We start from the raw sequence: 19,970 nt of genomic DNA on the forward strand, positions 1-19,970 counted from the left end.
TTTACTTCAGCGCAGCCAGCGCGGCATCGTAGTTTGGCTCTTCGGTGATTTCATTCACCAGCTCGCTGTAAATCACTTTATCGTTTTCATCCAGCACCACCACCGCACGTGCGGTCAGGCCTTTCAGCGGGCCATCAGCAATCGCCACGCCATAGTTTTCTTTGAACTCAGCGCCGCGCAGGGAAGAGAGCGTGATCACGTTGCTGACGTTCTCTGCGCCACAGAAGCGTGACTGGGCGAAAGGCAGGTCGGAAGAGATGCACAGCACAACCGTGTTGTTCGCTTCACCTGAACGCTCGTTAAACTTACGCACCGATGCCGCACACACGCCAGTATCAATGCTTGGGAAAATGTTCAGAACTTTGCGTTTGCCTGCATAATTAGCCAGGGATACGTCAGTAAGATCTTTTGCGACCAGGTTGAAAGGTTTAGCTTGCTCGCCAACTTGTGGGAACTGGCCTGCAACCGGCACCGGATTGCCCTGAAAGTGAACAGTCTGAGACATGCGATTTCCTTTTTGAACGATGAAATATCTGACTTTTGGAACGTCAGAACAGGTATAGCGCTTGTTTATGACATAATTTTTAAGGGTTTACGAGCGCATTTCCTGGCGATAATCGAGCCGGCTCGCATTAAAGCGACGGATTTAAGGAGAAATAATGAGAACAGTGAAGAGTTATCCGGAAGCCTGGCCGTTACATTCGCCGTTTGTTATTTCGCGCGGCAGCCGCACCGAGGCGCATGTTGTGGTAGTGGAAATCGAGCAGGATGGCGTTAAAGGTGTTGGCGAAGCGACGCCTTACGCGCGCTACGGTGAAAGTGAGGAGTCGGTGCTCAAGCAGATCGCCTCGCAGCTAAGCGCGTTGCAAAGCGGCATGACGCGAGAAGCGCTGCAACAGGCGTTACCGGCGGGCGCGGCACGCAACGCGATTGACTGCGCACTGTGGGATCTGGCACGACAGCAGCAAGGCGAAAGTCTGGTGCAATTGTGCGCGGTGCCACTGGCTGAAGAGATTGTCACCGCACATACCATCAGCATCGATACGCCAGATGCGATGGCCAGCAGCGCGCAGGCGCTGTGGCAACATGGCGCGCGTTTATTGAAGATTAAAATGGACGATCACCTGATCAGCGAACGTTTGGTGGCGATACGCAGCGCGGTACCTGACGCGACTTTGATTGTCGATGCCAACGAATCCTGGCATGCCGAAGGCCTGGCGGCACGCTGTCAGCTGCTGGCCGACCTCAATGTCGCGATGCTGGAACAGCCGCTACCGGCCGCAGAAGACAGCGCGCTGGGCAACTTTATCCATCCGCTGCCAATCTGCGCCGATGAAAGCTGCCATACGCGTGAAAGCCTGCCGCAGCTGAAAGGGCGCTATGAGATGGTGAATATCAAGCTGGATAAAACCGGCGGATTAACGGAAGCGCTGGCGCTGGCAGAGGCGGCGCAGCAGCAGGGATTCGCGATTATGCTCGGCTGCATGCTCTGCACGTCGCGGGCGATTCGTGCGGCATTACCGCTGACGGCGCGCGCGACCTTCGCGGATCTCGACGGTCCAACCTGGCTTGCGGCCGATGTTGAACCGTCGCTGCATTTCTCTCACGGCGTACTCAAGCCGCTGGCTGCCAGCGCAGCAGATTGATCATCGCTTCCAGATAGACTTCGGTGGCTTCGTCCACCGAAATCGGCGGCATCTCGGCGGTAATGCATAACAGGCCGAGATCGTCGCACCAGCTGCCAAACGAACCCGGCGTAGCATAACCCACGCTGCTCACCACCGGCAGCGCGGTCTGCTGCGCCAGCCACTGCGCTAATTCGCTGTGGTGCGGATCGTCAATGCAGGCCAGCGGTTCATGCCACGAAACCACCCAACGCGGTTTGATCTGATGAATCAGTTGGCACAGCGCGCGGGTTTCTGGTTCGGAAGAGGGCGCTGATCCGGTTGAGAGCACCACATCGCGCTCATCCGCTTCGCTGTTCCAGCGATACACCGTGTCGCCATGCTGCCAGTTAGCGGCGGGGAAATTACGGTTAAGATCGACGCCGTTGGCGTTGGCGCGCAGCCCCAACTGACAACCATCGGGATTGACCGCCAGAACAACGTGATGACGCCGCAGCGCGCCCGGCAAGGTGCGCATCGCGCCCGATAAGGTGGCAATCGCGGCATTCTCGTCGCCGTGCGTGCCAGCAATAATCAGCCCGCTTTCGGCATCGGCGGCGGGTGCCGGAAACCACAGCAGCGGTGCACCCAGCACCGATTGCCCGTATTGTTGCCAGACAGCGTCCAGCTTGCCGCGCAGCGGACGTGGATGGTATGACGACATGACGTTCCTCTATGAAATGCTTCCAACACCGCCAAAAGCCTTCTGGCGCTCAAGGTAAAAATGTGACCGGGAATCCAGCCTCAACATAACGGTAAATAGCCTGCGGGGAAATAGCTATATATCAATCAGCAATTTGCGATAAAGTGCCAAAAGTTGCTGGCGACACAATCTCTTCGCGGTCGCCATTTTTTTCGCGTAAAGGAGTGGTGATGAAACTAACGTTCCGCAAAACGCTGACTGCCTTAATTGTAGCCAGTGCTGTCTCACCCGCATTCGCCGCCAACGTGCCGTCGGGCGCACAGCTGGCCAGCACCCAGGAAATTGTTCGCCATATTAAAGATGAACCCGCTTCACTCGATCCGATGAAGGCGGTTGGCTTGCCAGAAATTCAGGTGATGCGCGATCTGTTTGAAGGGCTGACCAATCAGGACGCCCACGGAAAAATCGTGCCGGGCGTGGCGCTAAGCTGGAGCAGCAACGACAACAAAACCTGGATGTTTACCCTGCGCAAAGATGCGCGCTGGTCAAATGGTGAGCCGGTTACCGCGCAGGATTTTGTCTACAGCTGGCAACGTTTAGTTGAGCCGAAGAATAGTTCGCCGTTTGCCTGGTTCGCCGCCTTGAGCGGCATTGAAAACGCCGAAGCAATCACCAAAGGACAGATGAGCGCCGATAAGCTGGGCGTGACGGCAACCGATGCGACTCACCTTAAGGTGACATTGTCACGTCCTGTGCCGTGGTTCCCGAGCATGGTCGCCAACGCCGCGATGTATCCGGTATCGAAGCAAGTGATTGAAAAAGAGGGTGATAGCTGGACGTCACCGGGCAAGCTAGTGGGCAATGGCGCTTATCAGCTGCAGGATCGCGTGGTGAACGAAAAAATTGTATTGGTGCGCAACGCTAACTATTGGGATGACCAAAAATCGGTGCTGACGAAAGTCACGTTTATTCCGATTAATGAAGAGTCCAGTGCTACCAAACGCTATCGTGCCAACGATATCGATATCACCGAATCCTTCCCGAAAAACATGTACGCGCTGCTGAAAAAAGAGTTGCCTGGTCAGGTGTATACGCCGGATCAGCTTGGCACCTATTACTACGCGTTCAATACTGAGAAAGGGCCAACCGCTGATGTACGCGTGCGCAAGGCGCTGTCGTGGAGCATCGATCGTCGCATCATTGCGGAGAAAGTATTGGGCACCGGCGAGAAACCGGCCTGGCACTTCACGCCGGACGTTACCGCCGGTTTCACACCGATGAAGAGCTATCTGCAGCAACATAGCCAGCAGGAGCTGAACGCGCAGGCCAAAGCATTGCTGACAGCGGCAGGTTATGGACCGGGCAAACCGCTGCATTTGACGCTGCTCTATAACACCTCGGAAAGCCATCAGAAAATTGCTATCGCGGTGGCGTCAATGTGGAAGAAGAATCTTGGCGTGGATGTCACCTTGCAAAATCAGGAGTGGAAAACCTATATCGACAGCCGTAATAGCGGCAGTTTCGATGTGATCCGCGCTTCATGGATCGGCGATTATAATGAGCCTTCAACCTTCCTCAGTCTGCTGACCTCGACCCACACCGGCAATATCGCGCGCTTCCGCAGTGCCGATTACGATGCGGTGATCACCAAAGCCAGCACTGAAACCAGCGTGGCGGCGCGTAACACCGATTACAACAAAGCCGAGCAGATCATCGCCGATCAGGCGCCGATCGCGCCGATCTACCAATACACCAATGGCCGCTTAATCAAGCCGTGGGTGAAAGGTTATCCGATCACCAATCCTGAAGACGTGGCGTACAGCCGCGAGCTTTGGATTGAGAAGCATTAACTCCGCACATCCGCAGGCGGTGATTGTCACCGCCTGTCATCTTTGCTCACAGCCTGATGATTGCAACTGGTCTGCGCCACGCTAGACTGTATCGTATTGATTTTGATAGTGAGGCGAGTTCGTGAACGTCATTGAAGGAAAAGCGTTACAAGTATCCGATGCCATTGTGTCCTGTCAGCTGGATGGCGCAGGCGGCATGATCCCCATCGAAGATAAAGACGTCATCAACTGCGAACGTCCCTGCTGGTTGCACCTCAATTACACCCAACGACAAAGTGCGGAATGGCTGCAAAACACGCCGCTGATCCCCGATTCGGTGCGTGATGCGCTGGCGGGTGACAGCATGCGTCCGCGCGTGACGCGGCTCGGTGACGGCTTCATGATTGTGCTGCGCAGCGTGAACCATAACGCCGATTCACGTCCCGATCAGCTGGTGGCGATGCGCGTATTTATCAACGATAAGCTGATTGTCTCGACGCGCCGGCGCAAAGTGTACGCCATTGATGCCGTGCTGACCGATCTACAACAAGGTAACGGTCCTGTTGACGGCGGCAGCTGGCTGGTGGATGTGTGCGATGCGTTAACCGATCACGCCAGCGAATTTATCGAAGAGATGCACGATAAAATTATCGAGCTGGAAGATGCGCTGATGAATCAGGAAGTACCAGCGCGCGGCGATTTGGCGCTGCTGCGTAAGCAGCTGATTGTGATGCGTCGTTATATGGCACCGCAGCGCGATGTCTATGCGCGGCTGGCTATCGAGAAGATGGCGTGGATGAACGACGATGATCGTCGCCGTATGCAAGAAGTTGCCGATCGCTTAGGTCGCGGATTGGACGATCTCAATGCCGGCGTGGCGCGTACTTCGATTCTGGCGGATGAAGTGGCGTCAATCCTTGCGGAATCGATGAACCGCCGCACTTACACCATGTCGTTGATGGCGATGATTTTTTTACCGGCAACGTTTCTTACCGGCTTATTCGGCGTCAACCTCGGCGGCATTCCGGGTGGCAATTGGGCGCTGGGCTTTACCGCGTTCTGCGTGCTGCTATTGGTAATGGTTGGCGGCGTGGCAATATGGCTGAAACGGCGGAAATGGTTGTAAGGCAGAAAAGCGGATTAAACCTGATCGATATCAATATCCCGCCAGCGCAATCGGGGCAAACTCTTTCCCGCAGGTGAATGCAACGTCAAGCGATGGGCGTTGCGCTCCATATTGTCTTACTTCCTTTTTTGAATTACTGCATAGCACATTTGATTCGTACGACGCCGGCTTATCCGCCGGCTTTTTTTTGCCCGCCTGGCTTGCTCGGCCAACCTTTCCTATGCTTAAAGGACATTCAGCGACAAGGAGAAGGGCATGCAAGATATCATTGCCAGCGAACCGATTCCTACCGATCCACCACCGATTCCCGAACCGATTCCACAACCGCAGCCGATACCACCCGCACAGCCACCGCACGATCCCGAATTCCCACCGATCCAGGATCCACCGCCGCACCGTTAATAAAAAAGGCGCGTAGCCGAAGCGACGCGCCTTTTTTTACAGCAAAACCTATTACTTAATTTCCAGCACATCAAGACGTACGCTGAGATTCGGCGCATCATCCTCTTCTGGCTGCCAGCCCGCGGGCTGCACCGGCAAGCTTTCGCGATCAAACGCCAAATCACCGCCATCCACCACGGCATCACCGTGTTTGATGCCCTTGAAATCGAACAGATTAATGTCGGCCATGTGTGATGGCACCACATTCTGCATCGCGGTAAACATGGTTTCGATACGGCCCGGATAACGTTTATCCCAGTCACGCAGCATGTCGGCAACCACCTGACGTTGCAGATTCGGCTGCGAACCGCACAGGTTGCACGGAATGATCGGGAACTGGCGCGCTTCCGCAAAACGAATGATGTCTTTCTCGCGGCAGTATGCCAGCGGACGAATCACGATATGTTTACCGTCATCGCTCATCAGTTTTGGTGGCATGCCTTTCATCTTGCCGCCGTAGAACATGTTGAGGAACATGGTCTGCAGAATATCGTCGCGATGATGACCTAAGGCGATTTTGCTACAACCCAACTCGGTGGCGGTGCGATACAGAATCCCCCGGCGCAAACGCGAACAGAGTGAGCAGGTAGTTTTGCCTTCAGGAATCTTATCTTTAACGATGGAATAAGTGTCTTCGTTAACGATGTGATACTCAACGCCCTGTTGTTCCAGATAGGCTGGCAGAATATGCTCCGGGAAACCGGGCTGTTTCTGGTCGAGATTCACTGCTACCAGCGAGAAATTCACCGGCGCGCTCTGCTGCAAATTACGCAGGATCTCCAGCATGGTGTAGCTGTCTTTACCACCAGACAGACAAACCATGATGCGATCGCCTTCTTCAATCATGTTGAAGTCAGCAATGGCTTCGCCAACGTTGCGACGCAAACGCTTCTGCAGTTTGTTGAGGTTGTACTGCTCTTTTTTTGTTACTTCTTGATTTTCTGACATTATTTTCACGCTTGATAGTGAAGGCGAGGGCCGTTAGCGGCTGAAGCAATCTTCAACGGCAATAAACCCTGTAAACATGACTGCGTATGGTACGGATTGCGGGCGCGAATGCTAGCCTGAAGTGATCTCTTTTCTGATGATAACTCAATGCGCTTGAGACAAAGGCGCACACTTTGTCAGAACAATCTGGCTATTTATTGATCTGGGCAAATATTTACCTCATCTGGGCCTGACAGGATGGCCGAAGTGCTTTTTTTACTTTCTTTAGGTGAGGAGCGGCAAATGCAAACGTACGATATGGTTTTTGAAGAGGCGTGTCGGCTGGTGGGGCAATGTTATCTGGAGCTGGCACAGCGAGGCGCAGCAACCGAAAAAGAGGTGCTAGCCAGCGAGTTGCGCAATCTACAGTTGCGCTATCGTGAACTTACCGGCTCACCGAATCGGGCGGTAGAGATGGCCATCGTTCAGCTCAAGCCTTGTTAATCCATTAACATTAACCCAGCAAAGCAACGCCCGGCCATCGCGCCGGGCTTTTTCATCTACTCGCTTTTCTCGGTTTTCCCGGCTAACTCGGCCAGCCGCTGATAACGCTGACTGGCGGCTTCCGTTGCATCACGCCACAGCTGCGACGCTTCATCTGGCCGCTGAGTTTGCAACTGGCGGAAACGCTGCTCGTTCATCAATGCCTGTTCGAGTTCCGAGGTCGGCGGACGCGAATCCAGCGCCAGCGCGGCTTTACCTTGCTCGGCGCGTCGAGGATCAAAACGATAAAGCGGCCAGAAACCGCTGGTGGTCAGCAGGCGCATCTGTTCGTGGCTATGAGCCAGATCGTAGCCATGCTCTTCACACGGGCTGTAAGCGATGATCAGCGAGGGTCCCGGCCAGGCTTCCGCTTCCTGAATCGCTTTCACGGTTTGATTGAGCTGGGCGCCCAGCGAAATCTGCGCCACATACACATGCCCATACAGCAGCGTCGACATGCCGAGATCCTTACGCGCCTTGCGTTTCCCCTGTTCGCCAAACTTGGTCACTGCGCCGAGCGGCGTCGCTTTTGATGCCTGGCCGCCGGTATTGGAGTAACAGTGCGTATCCAGCACCAGCACGTTGACGTTTTCGCTCAGGCTCATCACGTGATCGAGGCCGCCGTAGCCAATGTCGTACGCCCAACCATCGCCACCAATCAGCCAGACCGATTTCGCCACTAGCGCATCCGCTGTGTCGTTTAGGGCTTTGGCTTCAGGCTGCGGTGAAGCCGCGAGCAGGGCGCGCAGCTGTATAATCTGCTCGCGTCGTTGGGAAATGGTGACGCTGTCACCTTTTAATGCGTCAACCAATGCCGCCGGTAGCTGCGCAGCGCATTGATCCAGTAATCTGAGCGCGCGCTGTTTCTGCTGGTCGACGCTCAAGCGGAAGCCCAGACCAAATTCGGCATTATCTTCAAACAGCGAATTCGCCCACGCCGGACCGCGACCTTCAGCATTGGTGGTGTAAGGCGTGGAAGGCAGATTACCGCCATAAATGGAGGAGCAGCCGGTGGCATTGGCAATCAGCAAGCGATCGCCATACAGCTGCGTCAGTAGTTTGATATAGGGCGTTTCCCCGCAGCCCGAGCAGGCACCGGAATATTCAAACAGCGGCGTAATCAGCTGCGAGGTGCGGATATCAATACGTTCCAGCTGCTCGGCGGTGATCTCCGGCAGCGCAAGGAAGGCAGCGTAATTGACCTTTTCCGTCTCAACATGCTCCAGGCGTGATTTCATGTTGATGGCTTTGATTTCCGGATGCTGGCGATCGCTGGCCGGGCACACTTCCACGCAAAGATTGCAGCCGGTGCAATCTTCCGGCGCTACCTGCAGCACGTATTTCTGTCCGCGCATATCGCGCGATTTCACATCGAGTGAAGCGAGCGAAGGTGGCGCATCGTCCAGTGCTGCAGGATCAACCACTTTGGCGCGAATCGCCGAGTGCGGGCAGGCGGCGACGCAATGGTTGCACTGCGTACAGAGATCGGGCTGCCAGATCGGCACGGCTTCGGCGATATTGCGCTTTTCCCATTGCGTGGTGCCAACTGGCCAGGTTCCATCAGGCGGCAGCGCCGAAACCGGCAGTTTATCGCCAAGGCCGGCCAGCATCGCTGCGGTGACGGTTTTGACGAAATCGGGTGCGCTATCGGCTACCACCGGCGGGCGATGCGGACTGCGATCGTCTACCGGTTGCAGCGGCACCCTCTGTAGCGCTTGTTGTGCCATCGCTAGCGCTTGCCAGTTGCGCTGCACCAGCTCTTCGCCTTTGCTGCTGTAGCTGCGCGCAATGGCGTTTTGCAGTTCAGTTAATGCGCTATCGCCTGGCAAAATCTGGGTCAGCTGGAAAAAAGCCATCTGCATCACGGTGTTGATGCGTGCGCCCAACTGGCATTCGCGCGCGATACGCACAGCGTTGATCACATAAAATCGCGCCTGTTTATCGTTGAGCTGGCTCTGCACTTCCTGCGGCAGGTGCGGCCACACCTCCTCAGCGCTGTAGGGCGTATTGAGCAGAAAAATCCCACCCGGCTTAAGCTGATCGAGCATCGAATACTTATCGATAAACTGCAGCTGATGGCAGCCAATGAAGTCGGCTTGCTGAATCAAATAGGCGGATTGAATCGGATATTCACTGACGCGCAGATGGGAAACCGTCAGGCCGCCGGCTTTCTTCGAGTCGTAGACGAAATAGCCCTGCACCTGCCACGGTGTGGCGTTACCGATTATTTTCAGGTTGTTTTTACTGGCGCTGACGCTGCCGTCGCTGCCTAAACCATAAAACAGCGCTTCAAGCCGTGCGCGATTCGGCACGATATTGGCTTCCAGCGGCAGCGAAAGATGGGTGACGTCGTCGTAAATGCCGACGGTAAAACGCGCTGGCGGTGTTTCGCGCAGCAAGGCACTAAAAACCGCCAGCACCGCATCGGGTGCGAACTCTTTCGATGACAAACCATAGCGACCGCCGATCACCTTCGGCAGCGACGCCCGCTCGCCACGGCTGTAAGCTTCAGCCAGCGCGGTCATCACATCCAGGAATAGCGGTTCGCCGAGCGCGCCGGGCTCCTTGGTGCGATCGAGCACCGCAATCCGCTGGGCGGAAGCGGGGATCTTTTGCAGCAAATGCGCCGCCGAAAACGGGCGATAGAGGCGCACTTTCACCAGCCCGACTTTCTCGCCGCGCTGCAGCATCTCATCAATCGCCTCTTCAGCCGTGCCGCAGCCGGAGCCCATCATCACCATTACACGCTCGGCCTGCGGATGGCCATAAAACTCAAACGGCTGATAATGGCGGCCGGTATTTTCGCCAAACGCGGTCATTGCAGCCTCAACGTGCTGGGTGCAATCGTCATACCAGCGGTTGGTGGCTTCGCGTGACTGAAAATAGGTATCAGGATTGGCGGATGTGCCACGAATCGTTGGGCGATCCGGCGTTAATGCACGAGCGCGATGGACGTTAATTGCCTCGGCGGGCATCAGCGCCTGCAAGGTTTCATCGCTGATCGGCACGATCTTGTTGATCTCGTGCGAGGTGCGGAAGCCATCGAAGAAGTGGATAAATGGGATGCGGCTATTCAGTGAGGCGATTTGTGCAATCACGGCAAAATCCTGCGCTTCCTGCACGCTGGAGGCGCAGAGCTGCGCGCAGCCGGTTTGTCGTACTGCCATGACATCGGAGTGATCGCCAAATATCGACAGCGCGTGCGTCGCCACGGTCCGCGCCGCGACGTGCAGCACAAACGGCGTCAGCTGGCCCGCCAGTTTGTAGAGCGCCGGGATCATCAACAGCAATCCCTGCGAAGAGGTAAACGTGGTTGAGAGTGCGCCAGTTTGCAGCGCGCCGTGCACCGTGGCAATCGCGCCGCCTTCAGATTGCATCTCGACCACGCGCGGCACATCGCCCCAGATATTACGGCGGCCTTCGCCGGACCAGCTATCCGCCAGCTCGGCCATGGTTGAGCTGGGCGTGATGGGATAAATGGCAATCACTTCGCTGGTGCGGAAAGCGACTGAAGCCACTGCACCGTTACCGTCGACGGTAATCATAAATCGTCCTTTGCTAAGCTGAGAAACCCGCAAACTTTACGGGGGTTATCAGTTCAGTTTAGCAAAGGGCTATGACGCGACTTTTTCATCTGTGTGCTAGCGAGGTGGCAGCGCACCACAATCTAACATTGATGATTTTTACATCATCTCCAGCGATTGAACGCCTTTGATTTCCATCACCTTGTCATAGATGTTATGCATTGGTGTACGTCGTGACAATGTCACCTCAACGCTCAGTTCGCACAGACCAACCTCTTCATCACGGTTCACTACGGCGATGTGACCGTAGCGCACATTTTCGCGTTGCAGCACCAGCAGCACCAGCGGCACGCTTTTGGGTTTGAGGTGCACCAGCAGCGTATGGTGACGGCCAATCAGCCAGTGACTGATGCGACGGAACGTCTCCAGCACTACCAGCGCCAGCACGGTGCCGTAGATACCGATTTCATACATGCCGCTACCGATCACCAGACCAATCGCCGCAGTGACCCATAAACCGGCGGCGGTAGTAAGACCTTTCACCACTTGCTTCTGAATAATGATGGTACCGGCGCCGAGGAAGCCCATGCCGCTCACCACCTGCGCCGCAATACGGCTGGGATCGAGCGCTACATGGTCGCTGACTAACATATCGGCAAAGCCATATTTCGATACCAGCATAAACATCGCGCTGCCGATACCGACCAGGATATGGGTGCGCAAACCGGCCTCTTTGGCGCGCAGCTGCCGCTCTAGCCCAATCAGTCCGCCGAGGATTCCAGCCAGCGCGATGCGGATAAGCATATCCGTCAACATCGTTCTCTCCTTAGTTATTGATAAACAAATCATCCGCCGGGTGAAAAGGGCGGAAACATCTCAAACAGGATAATTCTGCTTGCAAACAATGAAATTAAATTTTGTAAAAAGCTGTGTCGCCTATCGATCCCTCAGCGCACCTGACATATGCTGGTGCGACTTTTTCGCTCAATCCCCGGAGCCCCATCGATGAAAGCCGCTCTCTTCCTGCTGGCTGGCGCTACCTTGTTACTTTCTGCCTGCAGCAGCAACAGTGACAACGAACCGCCGCAACAAGCTACTGCCGCCCACGTACAACCGCGCGTTGTGATGTCATCAATGGCTGAAGTGAATTGCAGTAATGCCGGGGGATCGCTGGCGTTTTCGCGTCAGTTAGACGGTTCACGCATCGGTATGTGCCAGTTGGCGAATGGTCGTCGCTGTGACGAACAGGCGCTGATGGGTGGAAGCTGCGCCCGCTAAGGCAGGCGCAAAAGGGTTAAGCGGTGACCTGATTCGGGCTGATTTCGCCGCGTTCCAGCTGTTGTAAGTTGCTGAGCGTGGTTTCTGAAATTGCCGTCAAGGCTTCGGCGGTGAGGAAAGCCTGATGGCCGGTGAACAGCACGTTGTGACAGGCCGACAGACGACGGAACACATCATCCTGAATTACGTCATTCGATTTGTCTTCAAAGAACAGATCGCGCTCGTTTTCATACACATCCATCCCCAGCGAACCAATCTTCTGCTGTTTAAGCGCATCAATTGCCGCTTGTGAATCAATCAAACCGCCACGGCTGGTGTTGATGATCATCACGCCATCTTTCATTTGGCTGAACGCCTGCGCGTTAAGCAGATGGTGGTTTTCCGGCGTAAGCGGACAGTGCAGCGTAATCACATCGGCTTCAGCGAACAGCGTTTTGAGATCGACATATTCCGCGCCCAGCTCCAGCGCCGCCTGGCTTGGATAGGGATCGAACGCTAACAGGCGCATGCCAAATCCCTTGAGGATACGCATCGCCGCGATACCAATCTTGCCGGTTCCGACCACGCCCGCGGTTTTGTTATGCATGTTGAAGCCGGTTAAGCCATCGAGCGAGAAGTTGGCGTCGCGCGTGCGTTGATAGGCGCGGTGAATGCGACGATTTAGCGTCATCATCAGGCCAACCGCATGTTCCGCCACCGCTTCTGGCGAATATGCCGGGACGCGCACCACGTTTAAGCCCAGCGCTTTTGCCGCCGCCAGATCGACGTTATTGAAACCGGCACAGCGCAGCGCAATGTGCTTCACGCCCAGCGCCGCCAACTCTTCCAGCACGGCTTTGCTGGCATCATCGTTGACGAAAATACACACCGCATCACAGCCCGCAGCGTTTTTCGCCGTCGCCGGTGTCAGCAGGAAGTCAAAAAACTGCAGCTCAAATCCGTAGCTGTCGTTGACGTGTTCAAGGTATTTTTGGTCGTAATGCTTGGTGCTGTAAACCGCAACTTTCATTGTTTCGCTCCTGAAAAATGCAACGTCGGTATCACAACAGGATAACGTTTTCCGCGTCATTTTGCTGTGCTTCAGCCAGACTATGTCGCTAACACCTTCATTTGCCGGACGTAACATGCCATCATTTGGCTCCTCGTCAGGATTGTGTAAAGAACAGGAACGTTAACTGCCATGACGCGTGGCCTTCGCCGAACACTTGCTGCGCTGCTGGCGCTAATACTGCTGCTATTGGGATTGCTGCTGACGCTCACGCAATGGTTGCCGCGTCTGGCCGGTATCTGGCTGCCTGAAAACACCCGAGTGGAACTTAACGGCACGCCGCGCTGGCAGCAAGGCGCGCTGCATTTCCCGTCGGTGCGCTATTTGGCGGGCGATTGTGTACTGGCAAACGTCAGCGATGCGGCGCTCGGCTGGCAGCAAAAGCGCTGGCAACTTAGCGCGGGAGAAGTCCAACTCAATAGCGACTGCCTGCAATCGCTGCCGCATAGCGAAGCGAGCGATGCGCCGCGCAGCCTGGCCGACTGGCAGAAGATGTTGCCTGGCGCCGATGTCCACCTGCAAAAAATCACCATTCTGCCGTGGCAACAATATGCCGGACGTTTCGATCTCACCTTAAATAACGATGTGCAGCAGCTGCATTATCAGGGCGACAACCTGAGTGTGGATGCGCGGTTGCAAGGCCAGCTGCTGCAGATTGCCCAGCTGCAGCTCAGTCATCCTTTACTGCCCAAACCGCTCAACCTGCATGGCGATGTCACCTTGCCAACCTTTGCCGATGGTTTGCCGGTAGCGGGCGAACTCAGCGCTGACCTCAATATTGTGCAGTGGCCACAGCCGCTGGCGCTGGCGCTCAACTGGCAGCAACAGCAAGGCACCCTGACGGTGACACAGCAGGATGACGATCAGCCGCTGCTGCAGCTGCCGTGGCAGGTCGATGAGCGGCAGATTCGTATTACGCAAGGTCAATGGCGCTGGCCGCAGGCCGATCAGCCGCTATCGGGTGGCGTGGCAGTAACGCTGGAAAACTGGCAGCAAGGACTGGAAAACACGCTAGTCAGCGGGCGATTTAATTTGCTGACGCAAGGGCGCGGCGGTAAAGGCAATCTGGTATTAAGCGTTGGCCCTGGCAAACTGAGCATGGTCGATAGCGCCTTGCCGTTCCAGTTGACCGGCGAGAGCAAATTCGCCGATCTGCAGCTGTTTGGCAGCATGCCGGGCTTACTGCACGGCATGCTGACCGATCCGCAATTGACCCTGAAACAAGGCGCGCTGCTGCGTTTGCGCGGTCGCTTGCTCTCAACGCTGGAAGTGGATGAAGCGCGCTGGCCGCTGGCGGGCGTGACGGTGGCGTCGAGCGGAATTAATGGTCGCCTGCAGGCAATACTTAAGGCACACGATCCCAGCTTTGGTCGTTTCAGATTGCATCTCGATGGCCGCGCCAGCGATTTCTGGCCCGACAGCGGCGTGTGGAACTGGCGTTATTGGGGGGACGGCCTGATCGAGCCGCTCACCGCCAAATGGGACGTGAAGGGCACCGGCAGCTGGCAGGACACTTTGATCAGCCTCGACACGCTGAATACCGGTTTCGATCAGCTGGCGTACGGCATGGTGCAAGTGGCTAAACCGCGCCTGACGCTCAATGCGCCGGTGCGCTGGCAGCGCGATCCCTCGCATCCGGCGTTTAACGGTGGCTTCACGCTCAAATCCGGTCAAACCCAGTTCAGCTACGGCGGCTGGCTGCCGCCATCAGAACTTAATTTTGAAGCCAAAGGCAGCGATCCCAGCCAGTTTATCTGGCGCGGTCAGCTGACGGCGGAGGATATTGGCCCGGTACGCGTGCATGGCCGCTGGGACGGCGAACGTCTGCGCGGCGAAGCCTGGTGGCCGGCGCAATCTTTGACGGTGTTCCAGCCGCTGCTCAGCAGCGATTTAAAAATGCGTATCCAGTCGGGTGAACTGCGCGCGCAGGTGGCATTCTCGGCGGCCAGCGAGCAGGGCTTTGAAGCGGGCGGTCACTGGACGGTGAAAAACGGCAGCCTGTGGATGCCGGACAGTGAAATCAACGGCATCGATTTCTCGCTGCCGTTCCGGCTGAAGGATCATCAATGGCAGCTTGGACGGCGCGGCCCGGTTTCACTGCGTATCGCCGAAGTAAAAAATCAGTTCTCGCTGCAAAACATCACCGCCGATTTGCAAGGTCACTATCCATGGCAGGAGCGCCAGCCGTTAACGCTCAGCAACGTCAATCTCGATCTGTTAGGCGGACACGTCAGCATGCCCGAACTGCGCATGCCACAGCATCAAGCGGCGCGCGTCTCGCTGAAGGAGATCAATCTCAGCAAGCTGGTCAGCGCGATCAAACCCAAGCAGTTTGCCATGTCTGGCAAGGTCAATGGCGAATTGCCGCTATGGGTGAATAATCCGCAATGGCTGGTTGAAAAGGGCTGGATCGCCAACAGCGGTCCGCTCACCTTCCGGCTGGATAAAGATATGGCGGACGCGATTGTCAGCAATAACTTTGCGGCCGGAGCGGCGCTGGATTGGCTGCGCTACATGGAAATCTCGCGTTCATGGGCCACTATCGATCTGGATAACTTCGGCAATCTAATCATGCAATCTGAAGTGAAAGGCGTTAGCCAGTTCAGTAACCGCCGACAGACCGTTAATCTGAACTACCGGCATCAGGAAAATTTGTTCCAGCTGTGGCGCAGCCTGCGCTTTGGCGATAATTTGCAATCCTGGGTGGAGCAAAATGCCACCTTACCCTCGAAGAAGGATCCCCAACCATGAGCCTCAGGGCATTACTGGTGCTGGCAGCCTGGCTGCCGCTGATTGGCTGCGTGCCGCGCATTGAAGTTGCGGCGCCGAAAGAGCCCATCACCATCAATATGAACGTCAAAATTGAGCATGAGATTCACATCAAGGTGGATAAAGATGTGGAAGCGCTGCTGAAGAATCAGAGCGGACTGTTTTGAGGAGAAGCATGATGAAACGCAAGGGGATCGCGCTGCTTGCGGCGCTGCTGCTGATGCCGTCTGCCTGGGCGCTCACGCTGGATGAGGCGCGTCAACAGGGGCGCGTGGGCGAAACGCTCAGCGGCTATGTGGCGGCGCGTCAGCAGGACGAAGAAACGCTGGCGCTGGTCAAGCGCATTAACGATGGCCGCCTGCAGCAATATCAGCGCGTGGCGCAGCAAAATAACCTGACTGCCAGCGAAGTGGCGCGCATCGCCGGCGAAAAGCTGGTGAACCGCGCAGGGAGCGGCGAGTATGTGCGCGGCATCAATGGGCAGTGGCTGCGTAAGTAAGGTTTATCCGCAGATAATCTTTTTGGGAGCTTAAAATGCCAATGCCGCAAACGACAACGGATGCACAGAAGCGCGCCTTAATCGCCGGTTCAGTGGGCAATTTCATTGAATGGTACGAGTTTGCGGTTTATGGCTTTCTCGCGACGGTGATCGCGCAGAACTTCTTTCGCCTGCAAGGCGAAGCCGAGCTGACCGGCATTATTTTGACCTACGCTTCCTTCGCCATCGCCTTTTTCTTCCGTCCGCTGGGCGCAATATTTTTTGGCCGCATGGGCGATCGTATTGGGCGCAAGCCGACGCTGATTTTTGTCTTGATCATGATGACGCTGGTGACGACCGCGATCGGCATTATTCCCACCTATGCCAGCATTGGTGTGGCGGCGCCGCTGATCATTACCGGTCTGCGTATTCTGCAGGGCTTGTTTGCTGGGGGGGAATACGGCGGTGCGGTGTCACTGATGACAGAGTTTGCCCCCAAAGGGCAGCGAGGACGTTACGGTGCCTGGCAATCATTCACCGTGGCGTTGGGCCTGCTGGCGGGCGCTGGCATTGTCGCGTTGCTGTCGGCGGTGTTGAGTGTGGATCAGATGCACAGTTGGGGCTGGCGCATTCCCTTCTTCCTCGCCTTGCCGATGGGGATGGTGGCGCTGTGGCTGCGCTATAGCATGGAAGAAACGCCCAGCTTCGTGCGTCAGCAGCAAACGCAAAAAGCGCATCAGCCAATGGCGGTCAGCGCCAGTTTTGGCGAGACGCTCAGGATTATCTTGCTGGCAATCAGCCGCGTGATGGTGTGGTCAGCGGCGGGCTATACCTATCTGGTGATCATGCCAACCTATCTGCAATCTTCGCTGCACACCGGCTTTAACCAGGCGCTATTGATTGCGGTGATCTCCAATCTTGGCTTTGCCGCCACCATCATTCCAGCGGGCATGCTTAGCGATAAAATCGGACGCCGCAGCGTGATGGTTATCGCGGCATGTTTGTTGCTGGTGCTGGCATTACCGTTATTGAAAGTGTTGCAGGCCGATTCCTCAACGCTGTTGATCAAGGCGCTGGTGGTGTTTGTGGCGGGTGGAATTGTGGGATTGCTGGCAGGACCGGGCCCGGCAATGTTAGCTGAAATGTTCCCCACGCGCGTCCGCTATACCGGGCTGGGACTGGCCTATTCACTCTCTAACGCAGTTTTCTCGGGGTGTGCCGGACTGATTATCACCTCCCTGATTAAGCAAACGGGGAATCTGGATATCCCCGCCTGGTACATCATGGTCACGGCTGCAATCAGTATTCCGGCGCTGATGACGCTAAACAAAAAAGACCATCTGCGTTCGCTGGATGAAGCAGATGGTTGAAGACGCTAGCGTGTTGCCAGTTGCTTAACTGCTTCATGCACCGGCACTTCACCGCCGGTTAACTCAATGATCACCCGGCTGACCGCCGGTTGATCGATGATTTCAGCCAGCGTCGCCGCCACGTCATCGCGAGGAATATCGCCATACGGGATGGCCAAACCAGCACGCACCCGGCCTTGGCCTTGCTCATCCGTTAGCGTGCCGGGGCGTAAAATCACCCAATCCAGATCGCTTTGCGCCAGCTCGACATCTGCTGCTTTCTTCACGCGCATGTAGTTTTCGAAGCTGGCGGAGAGGTTTTTGTTTCTGCCGGCTTCAGGGAAAGCCGAAACCAGCAGAAAGCGTGAGATGCCGGCCTGCTGCGCGGCAGCAACTGCGGTAGTTAATCCTTTGCCATCAATGGCGTTCGTCATCTCTTCACCGCCTTTGCCACCGGCACCGGCGGTGAAGACCACCACATCGCTGCCCTTCATCAGCGCGGCCAGCGATGTTGCGTCCAGCGCGGTTAAATCGCCGTTAACCGGCTCCGCACCCCGTTCACGCAAAGGCTGCTCCTGTTCCGCTTTGCGAAACAGCGGGCGCGCAACGTGCCCGTTTGCGGCCAGCAGTGATGCCAGACGACGGCCAATGTTGCCTGCGCCGCCAATGATAAATACCTTGGACATGAGTACCTCTTAAATTGCGTGGATAACAGCGAGTCAGTATAGCCAACGTCAATCTGCGGAGAAAAAGCAGCGCAGCTTTTGCCTTTCGCGTCCGTGCTGATCCATATTCTCCACCGCCAGCCATTGGCTTAAAGCCTGCTGAATCGGCGGCCATTCACCATCAATGATCGATAACCAATCGGTATCGCGATTGCGCTGTTTGCGCGTCATGGCCTGACGAAAACGACCTTCAAAGGTAAAGCCGATACGTTCAGCGGCGCGTCGGGAAGCCAGATTTAGGGAATCACAACGCCAAGCCACGCGGCGATAACCGAGCGCGAAGGCCTGCTGCAACAGCAGATATAACGCTTCAGAGCCCAATACGTTGCGCTGCATCAGCGGCGACCAGGTCACATGGCCAATCTCAATCGCGCCGTTCTGCACGTCGATATTGGCGAAACAGACCGCGCCAACCGCTTGCTGATTAGCCTGATCGATCACCGCATAACTGACCAATCCACGGTCACCTATTTTGTTAGCAATCCAATCGTTCATCTCGGCTAACGATTGCGGCTGCGATGCGCCAAGCCAGGTCCAGTCGCGATCGTCGGGTGCCAGCAAAAAGGCGGCAAACAGGGCGGGCGCGTGATTGAGTTGAAGCGGTGTGAGATGGCAAAAGCGGCCAGTGAGAATAGCAGCGGGCGGGAAGATTGCGGGTTGCCAGTCGTGTAGCGCAAAACCGATAGGCTGACCATATTGATTGTGTTGTGTCACTTCATCTCCTTTCGCTGTGCTGAAAAATAACAGCAAAAAAAATGCCCGCCAGTTAAGCCTGGCGGGCATTGATCATGCGAAAAAAATGATTACGCAGCAACAATTTGTTTGATGGCGTCTTTTGCATCGTTAGCCGCTTTGGTCGCCACTTCTGGACCATAAGCGATGCCTTCCGCGAACACGAAGTCCACGTTAGTGATACCGATGAAGCCGAGGAACAGCTTCACGTATGGCGTCAGCAGATCGCTGGCCGTATCTTTATGGATGCCACCACGGCTGGAGAGGATCACCGCACGTTTGCCGGTCACCAGACCTTCCGGGCCTGCTTCGGTGTAACGGAAGGTCACGCCAGCGCGGGCAATCAGATCGAAGTAATTTTTCAACTGAGTTGGAATATTGAAGTTGTACATGGGTGCGGCAATAACCACGGTGTCATGGGCTTGCAGTTCAGCAATCAGCTCATCGGAGAGAGACAGCGCTTCCTGCTGACGTGGTGACAGTGGGGCATCGGATGGGCGCAGCGCGCCAACCAGCTCACCATCCAGCACCGGAATCGGCTGCGCGGCTAAATCACGTACGGTAACCGAGTCACCTTTAGCGCGTGCTTCGTCAGCGTAGAAGTCAGCCAGTTGATTTGACTGAGAGTAACCAGCGAGGATGCTTGATTTCAGAACTAAAACTTTGCTCATGGTATTTTCCTGTACGTTACGCGGTTGGCTTACCGCTCAATGCTTTACACTGTACGGAGTTAGCCCGCGGGGTAAAAGCGCAATATTTCGAGATCAATGTTCGAAATAATTGAATAACCTCGCACGTCCCGTTCAGGCAGGTGTTCCAAATTGTGCTATGATGCCGACCATTAATTGCTTGAATCCGCCGGGAAATCATCTGCCCGCTGCAACAACAGGTACG

At 55.8% G+C, this 19,970-nt stretch carries 19 protein-coding genes; 10 read left to right on the forward strand and 9 right to left on the reverse strand.

What is annotated here, in order from left to right; genetic code table 11:
* Position 1: 1 nt before the first annotated feature.
* Positions 2-505 (reverse strand): thiol peroxidase, encoded by a 504-nt coding sequence (tpx, locus tag Q3H59_RS09775; RefSeq protein ID WP_101764298.1) that lies wholly within the window; start codon positions 503-505, stop codon positions 2-4.
* A gap of 154 nt (positions 506-659) precedes the next feature.
* Here tpx and ycjG point away from each other — a divergent pair, with 154 nt between their 5' ends.
* Positions 660-1,646: an L-Ala-D/L-Glu epimerase gene (gene ycjG, locus Q3H59_RS09780; RefSeq protein ID WP_309834519.1), complete on the forward strand. Its 987-nt coding sequence runs from the start codon at positions 660-662 to the stop codon at positions 1,644-1,646.
* On the opposite strand, the gene mpaA is transcribed toward ycjG, so the two are convergent.
* Positions 1,615-2,328 (reverse strand): murein tripeptide amidase MpaA, encoded by a 714-nt coding sequence (gene mpaA / locus Q3H59_RS09785; RefSeq protein ID WP_309834521.1) that lies wholly within the window; start codon positions 2,326-2,328, stop codon positions 1,615-1,617. The two genes, ycjG and mpaA, sit on opposite strands and share 32 nt — an antisense overlap.
* Positions 2,329-2,537: 209 nt before the next feature.
* On the opposite strand from mpaA, the gene Q3H59_RS09790 reads away from it, so the two are divergent.
* From Q3H59_RS09790 to Q3H59_RS09800, 3 genes are all read left to right on the forward strand, one after another.
* On the forward strand, positions 2,538-4,157 hold the full coding sequence (locus Q3H59_RS09790; protein ID WP_277973646.1) for an ABC transporter substrate-binding protein: 1,620 nt from the start codon (positions 2,538-2,540) through the stop codon (positions 4,155-4,157).
* Between the two features lie 121 nt (positions 4,158-4,278).
* Complete coding sequence (gene zntB / locus Q3H59_RS09795) at positions 4,279-5,262, forward strand: zinc transporter ZntB (RefSeq protein WP_137385861.1); 984 nt, start codon at positions 4,279-4,281, stop codon at positions 5,260-5,262.
* 255 nt (positions 5,263-5,517) lie between these two features.
* Entirely contained in the window at positions 5,518-5,664 is a 147-nt protein-coding gene (locus Q3H59_RS09800; protein WP_309834523.1) for a hypothetical protein, read from the forward strand.
* Between the two features lie 51 nt (positions 5,665-5,715).
* Here Q3H59_RS09800 and ttcA read toward each other — a convergent pair whose 3' ends face one another.
* Entirely contained in the window at positions 5,716-6,651 is a 936-nt protein-coding gene (gene ttcA / locus Q3H59_RS09805) for a tRNA 2-thiocytidine(32) synthetase TtcA (RefSeq protein ID WP_101764303.1), read from the reverse strand.
* Positions 6,652-6,933: 282 nt separating this feature from the next.
* Here ttcA and Q3H59_RS09810 point away from each other — a divergent pair, with 282 nt between their 5' ends.
* Positions 6,934-7,134 (forward strand): DUF2767 family protein, encoded by a 201-nt coding sequence (locus Q3H59_RS09810; RefSeq protein ID WP_008106442.1) that lies wholly within the window; start codon positions 6,934-6,936, stop codon positions 7,132-7,134.
* A 56-nt stretch (positions 7,135-7,190) separates the two neighbouring features.
* On the opposite strand, the gene nifJ is transcribed toward Q3H59_RS09810, so the two are convergent.
* Positions 7,191-10,718, reverse strand: coding sequence for a pyruvate:ferredoxin (flavodoxin) oxidoreductase (gene nifJ, locus Q3H59_RS09815; RefSeq protein WP_309834526.1), 3,528 nt, complete (start codon positions 10,716-10,718; stop codon positions 7,191-7,193).
* A gap of 138 nt (positions 10,719-10,856) precedes the next feature.
* A complete protein-coding gene (locus tag Q3H59_RS09820; protein WP_061718808.1) occupies positions 10,857-11,513 on the reverse strand; it encodes an MgtC/SapB family protein in 657 nt (218 codons plus the stop codon).
* A 189-nt stretch (positions 11,514-11,702) separates the two neighbouring features.
* Between Q3H59_RS09820 and Q3H59_RS09825 the strand changes: the two genes are divergently transcribed.
* Positions 11,703-11,975 carry a DUF333 domain-containing protein gene (locus Q3H59_RS09825; protein WP_061718809.1) on the forward strand — a complete coding sequence of 91 codons (273 nt, stop codon included), beginning with the start codon at positions 11,703-11,705 and terminating at the stop codon, positions 11,973-11,975.
* A gap of 16 nt (positions 11,976-11,991) precedes the next feature.
* On the opposite strand, the gene Q3H59_RS09830 is transcribed toward Q3H59_RS09825, so the two are convergent.
* Complete coding sequence (locus Q3H59_RS09830; RefSeq protein WP_222182204.1) at positions 11,992-12,984, reverse strand: 2-hydroxyacid dehydrogenase; 993 nt, start codon at positions 12,982-12,984, stop codon at positions 11,992-11,994.
* A gap of 171 nt (positions 12,985-13,155) precedes the next feature.
* On the opposite strand from Q3H59_RS09830, the gene Q3H59_RS09835 reads away from it, so the two are divergent.
* The 4 genes from Q3H59_RS09835 to Q3H59_RS09850 are packed head-to-tail and all read left to right on the forward strand — an operon-like array spanning position 13,156 to position 17,640.
* On the forward strand, positions 13,156-15,774 hold the full coding sequence (locus Q3H59_RS09835; RefSeq protein ID WP_309834528.1) for a YdbH family protein: 2,619 nt from the start codon (positions 13,156-13,158) through the stop codon (positions 15,772-15,774).
* Positions 15,771-15,959, forward strand: a complete 189-nt coding sequence (locus Q3H59_RS09840) for a YnbE family lipoprotein (RefSeq protein ID WP_008106429.1) — start codon at positions 15,771-15,773, stop codon at positions 15,957-15,959. Before Q3H59_RS09835 ends, Q3H59_RS09840 begins: the two co-directional genes overlap by 4 nt.
* A gap of 11 nt (positions 15,960-15,970) precedes the next feature.
* The gene (locus Q3H59_RS09845; RefSeq protein ID WP_101764307.1) at positions 15,971-16,291 is read left to right on the forward strand and encodes a YdbL family protein; all 321 of its coding nucleotides are present in this window, start codon (positions 15,971-15,973) and stop codon (positions 16,289-16,291) included.
* 35 nt (positions 16,292-16,326) lie between these two features.
* Positions 16,327-17,640 (forward strand): MFS transporter, encoded by a 1,314-nt coding sequence (locus tag Q3H59_RS09850; protein ID WP_309834531.1) that lies wholly within the window; start codon positions 16,327-16,329, stop codon positions 17,638-17,640.
* A gap of 5 nt (positions 17,641-17,645) precedes the next feature.
* Here the strand turns inward: Q3H59_RS09850 and Q3H59_RS09855 are convergent, their stop codons facing one another.
* From Q3H59_RS09855 to Q3H59_RS09865, 3 genes are all read right to left on the reverse strand, one after another.
* A complete protein-coding gene (locus tag Q3H59_RS09855; RefSeq protein ID WP_101764309.1) occupies positions 17,646-18,305 on the reverse strand; it encodes an NAD(P)H-binding protein in 660 nt (219 codons plus the stop codon).
* A gap of 48 nt (positions 18,306-18,353) precedes the next feature.
* A complete protein-coding gene (locus Q3H59_RS09860; protein WP_277973643.1) occupies positions 18,354-19,058 on the reverse strand; it encodes a GNAT family N-acetyltransferase in 705 nt (234 codons plus the stop codon).
* A gap of 89 nt (positions 19,059-19,147) precedes the next feature.
* Positions 19,148-19,747 (reverse strand): FMN-dependent NADH-azoreductase, encoded by a 600-nt coding sequence (locus Q3H59_RS09865; protein ID WP_309834535.1) that lies wholly within the window; start codon positions 19,745-19,747, stop codon positions 19,148-19,150.
* Between the last annotated feature and the right edge of the window lie 223 nt (positions 19,748-19,970).

It is taken from the genome of Pantoea sp. SORGH_AS_0659, assembly GCF_031453915.1.
Lineage (GTDB): Bacteria > Pseudomonadota > Gammaproteobacteria > Enterobacterales > Enterobacteriaceae > Pantoea > Pantoea leporis.

Bases quoted from the DNA above. Each gene is read 5' to 3' on its own strand.
- tpx (WP_101764298.1), bottom strand. From the start codon at position 505: ATGTCTCAGACTGTTCACTTTCAGGGCAATCCGGTGCCGGTTGCAGGC.
- ycjG (WP_309834519.1), top strand. From the start codon at position 660: ATGAGAACAGTGAAGAGTTATCCGGAAGCCTGGCCGTTACATTCGCCG.
- mpaA (WP_309834521.1), bottom strand. From the start codon at position 2,328: ATGTCGTCATACCATCCACGTCCGCTGCGCGGCAAGCTGGACGCTGTC.
- Q3H59_RS09790 (WP_277973646.1), top strand. From the start codon at position 2,538: ATGAAACTAACGTTCCGCAAAACGCTGACTGCCTTAATTGTAGCCAGT.
- Q3H59_RS09800 (WP_309834523.1), top strand. From the start codon at position 5,518: ATGCAAGATATCATTGCCAGCGAACCGATTCCTACCGATCCACCACCG.
- ttcA (WP_101764303.1), bottom strand. From the start codon at position 6,651: ATGTCAGAAAATCAAGAAGTAACAAAAAAAGAGCAGTACAACCTCAAC.
- Q3H59_RS09810 (WP_008106442.1), top strand. From the start codon at position 6,934: ATGCAAACGTACGATATGGTTTTTGAAGAGGCGTGTCGGCTGGTGGGG.
- nifJ (WP_309834526.1), bottom strand. From the start codon at position 10,718: ATGATTACCGTCGACGGTAACGGTGCAGTGGCTTCAGTCGCTTTCCGC.
- Q3H59_RS09820 (WP_061718808.1), bottom strand. From the start codon at position 11,513: ATGTTGACGGATATGCTTATCCGCATCGCGCTGGCTGGAATCCTCGGC.
- Q3H59_RS09825 (WP_061718809.1), top strand. From the start codon at position 11,703: ATGAAAGCCGCTCTCTTCCTGCTGGCTGGCGCTACCTTGTTACTTTCT.
- Q3H59_RS09830 (WP_222182204.1), bottom strand. From the start codon at position 12,984: ATGAAAGTTGCGGTTTACAGCACCAAGCATTACGACCAAAAATACCTT.
- Q3H59_RS09835 (WP_309834528.1), top strand. From the start codon at position 13,156: ATGACGCGTGGCCTTCGCCGAACACTTGCTGCGCTGCTGGCGCTAATA.
- Q3H59_RS09840 (WP_008106429.1), top strand. From the start codon at position 15,771: ATGAGCCTCAGGGCATTACTGGTGCTGGCAGCCTGGCTGCCGCTGATT.
- Q3H59_RS09845 (WP_101764307.1), top strand. From the start codon at position 15,971: ATGAAACGCAAGGGGATCGCGCTGCTTGCGGCGCTGCTGCTGATGCCG.
- Q3H59_RS09850 (WP_309834531.1), top strand. From the start codon at position 16,327: ATGCCAATGCCGCAAACGACAACGGATGCACAGAAGCGCGCCTTAATC.
- Q3H59_RS09855 (WP_101764309.1), bottom strand. From the start codon at position 18,305: ATGTCCAAGGTATTTATCATTGGCGGCGCAGGCAACATTGGCCGTCGT.
- Q3H59_RS09865 (WP_309834535.1), bottom strand. From the start codon at position 19,747: ATGAGCAAAGTTTTAGTTCTGAAATCAAGCATCCTCGCTGGTTACTCT.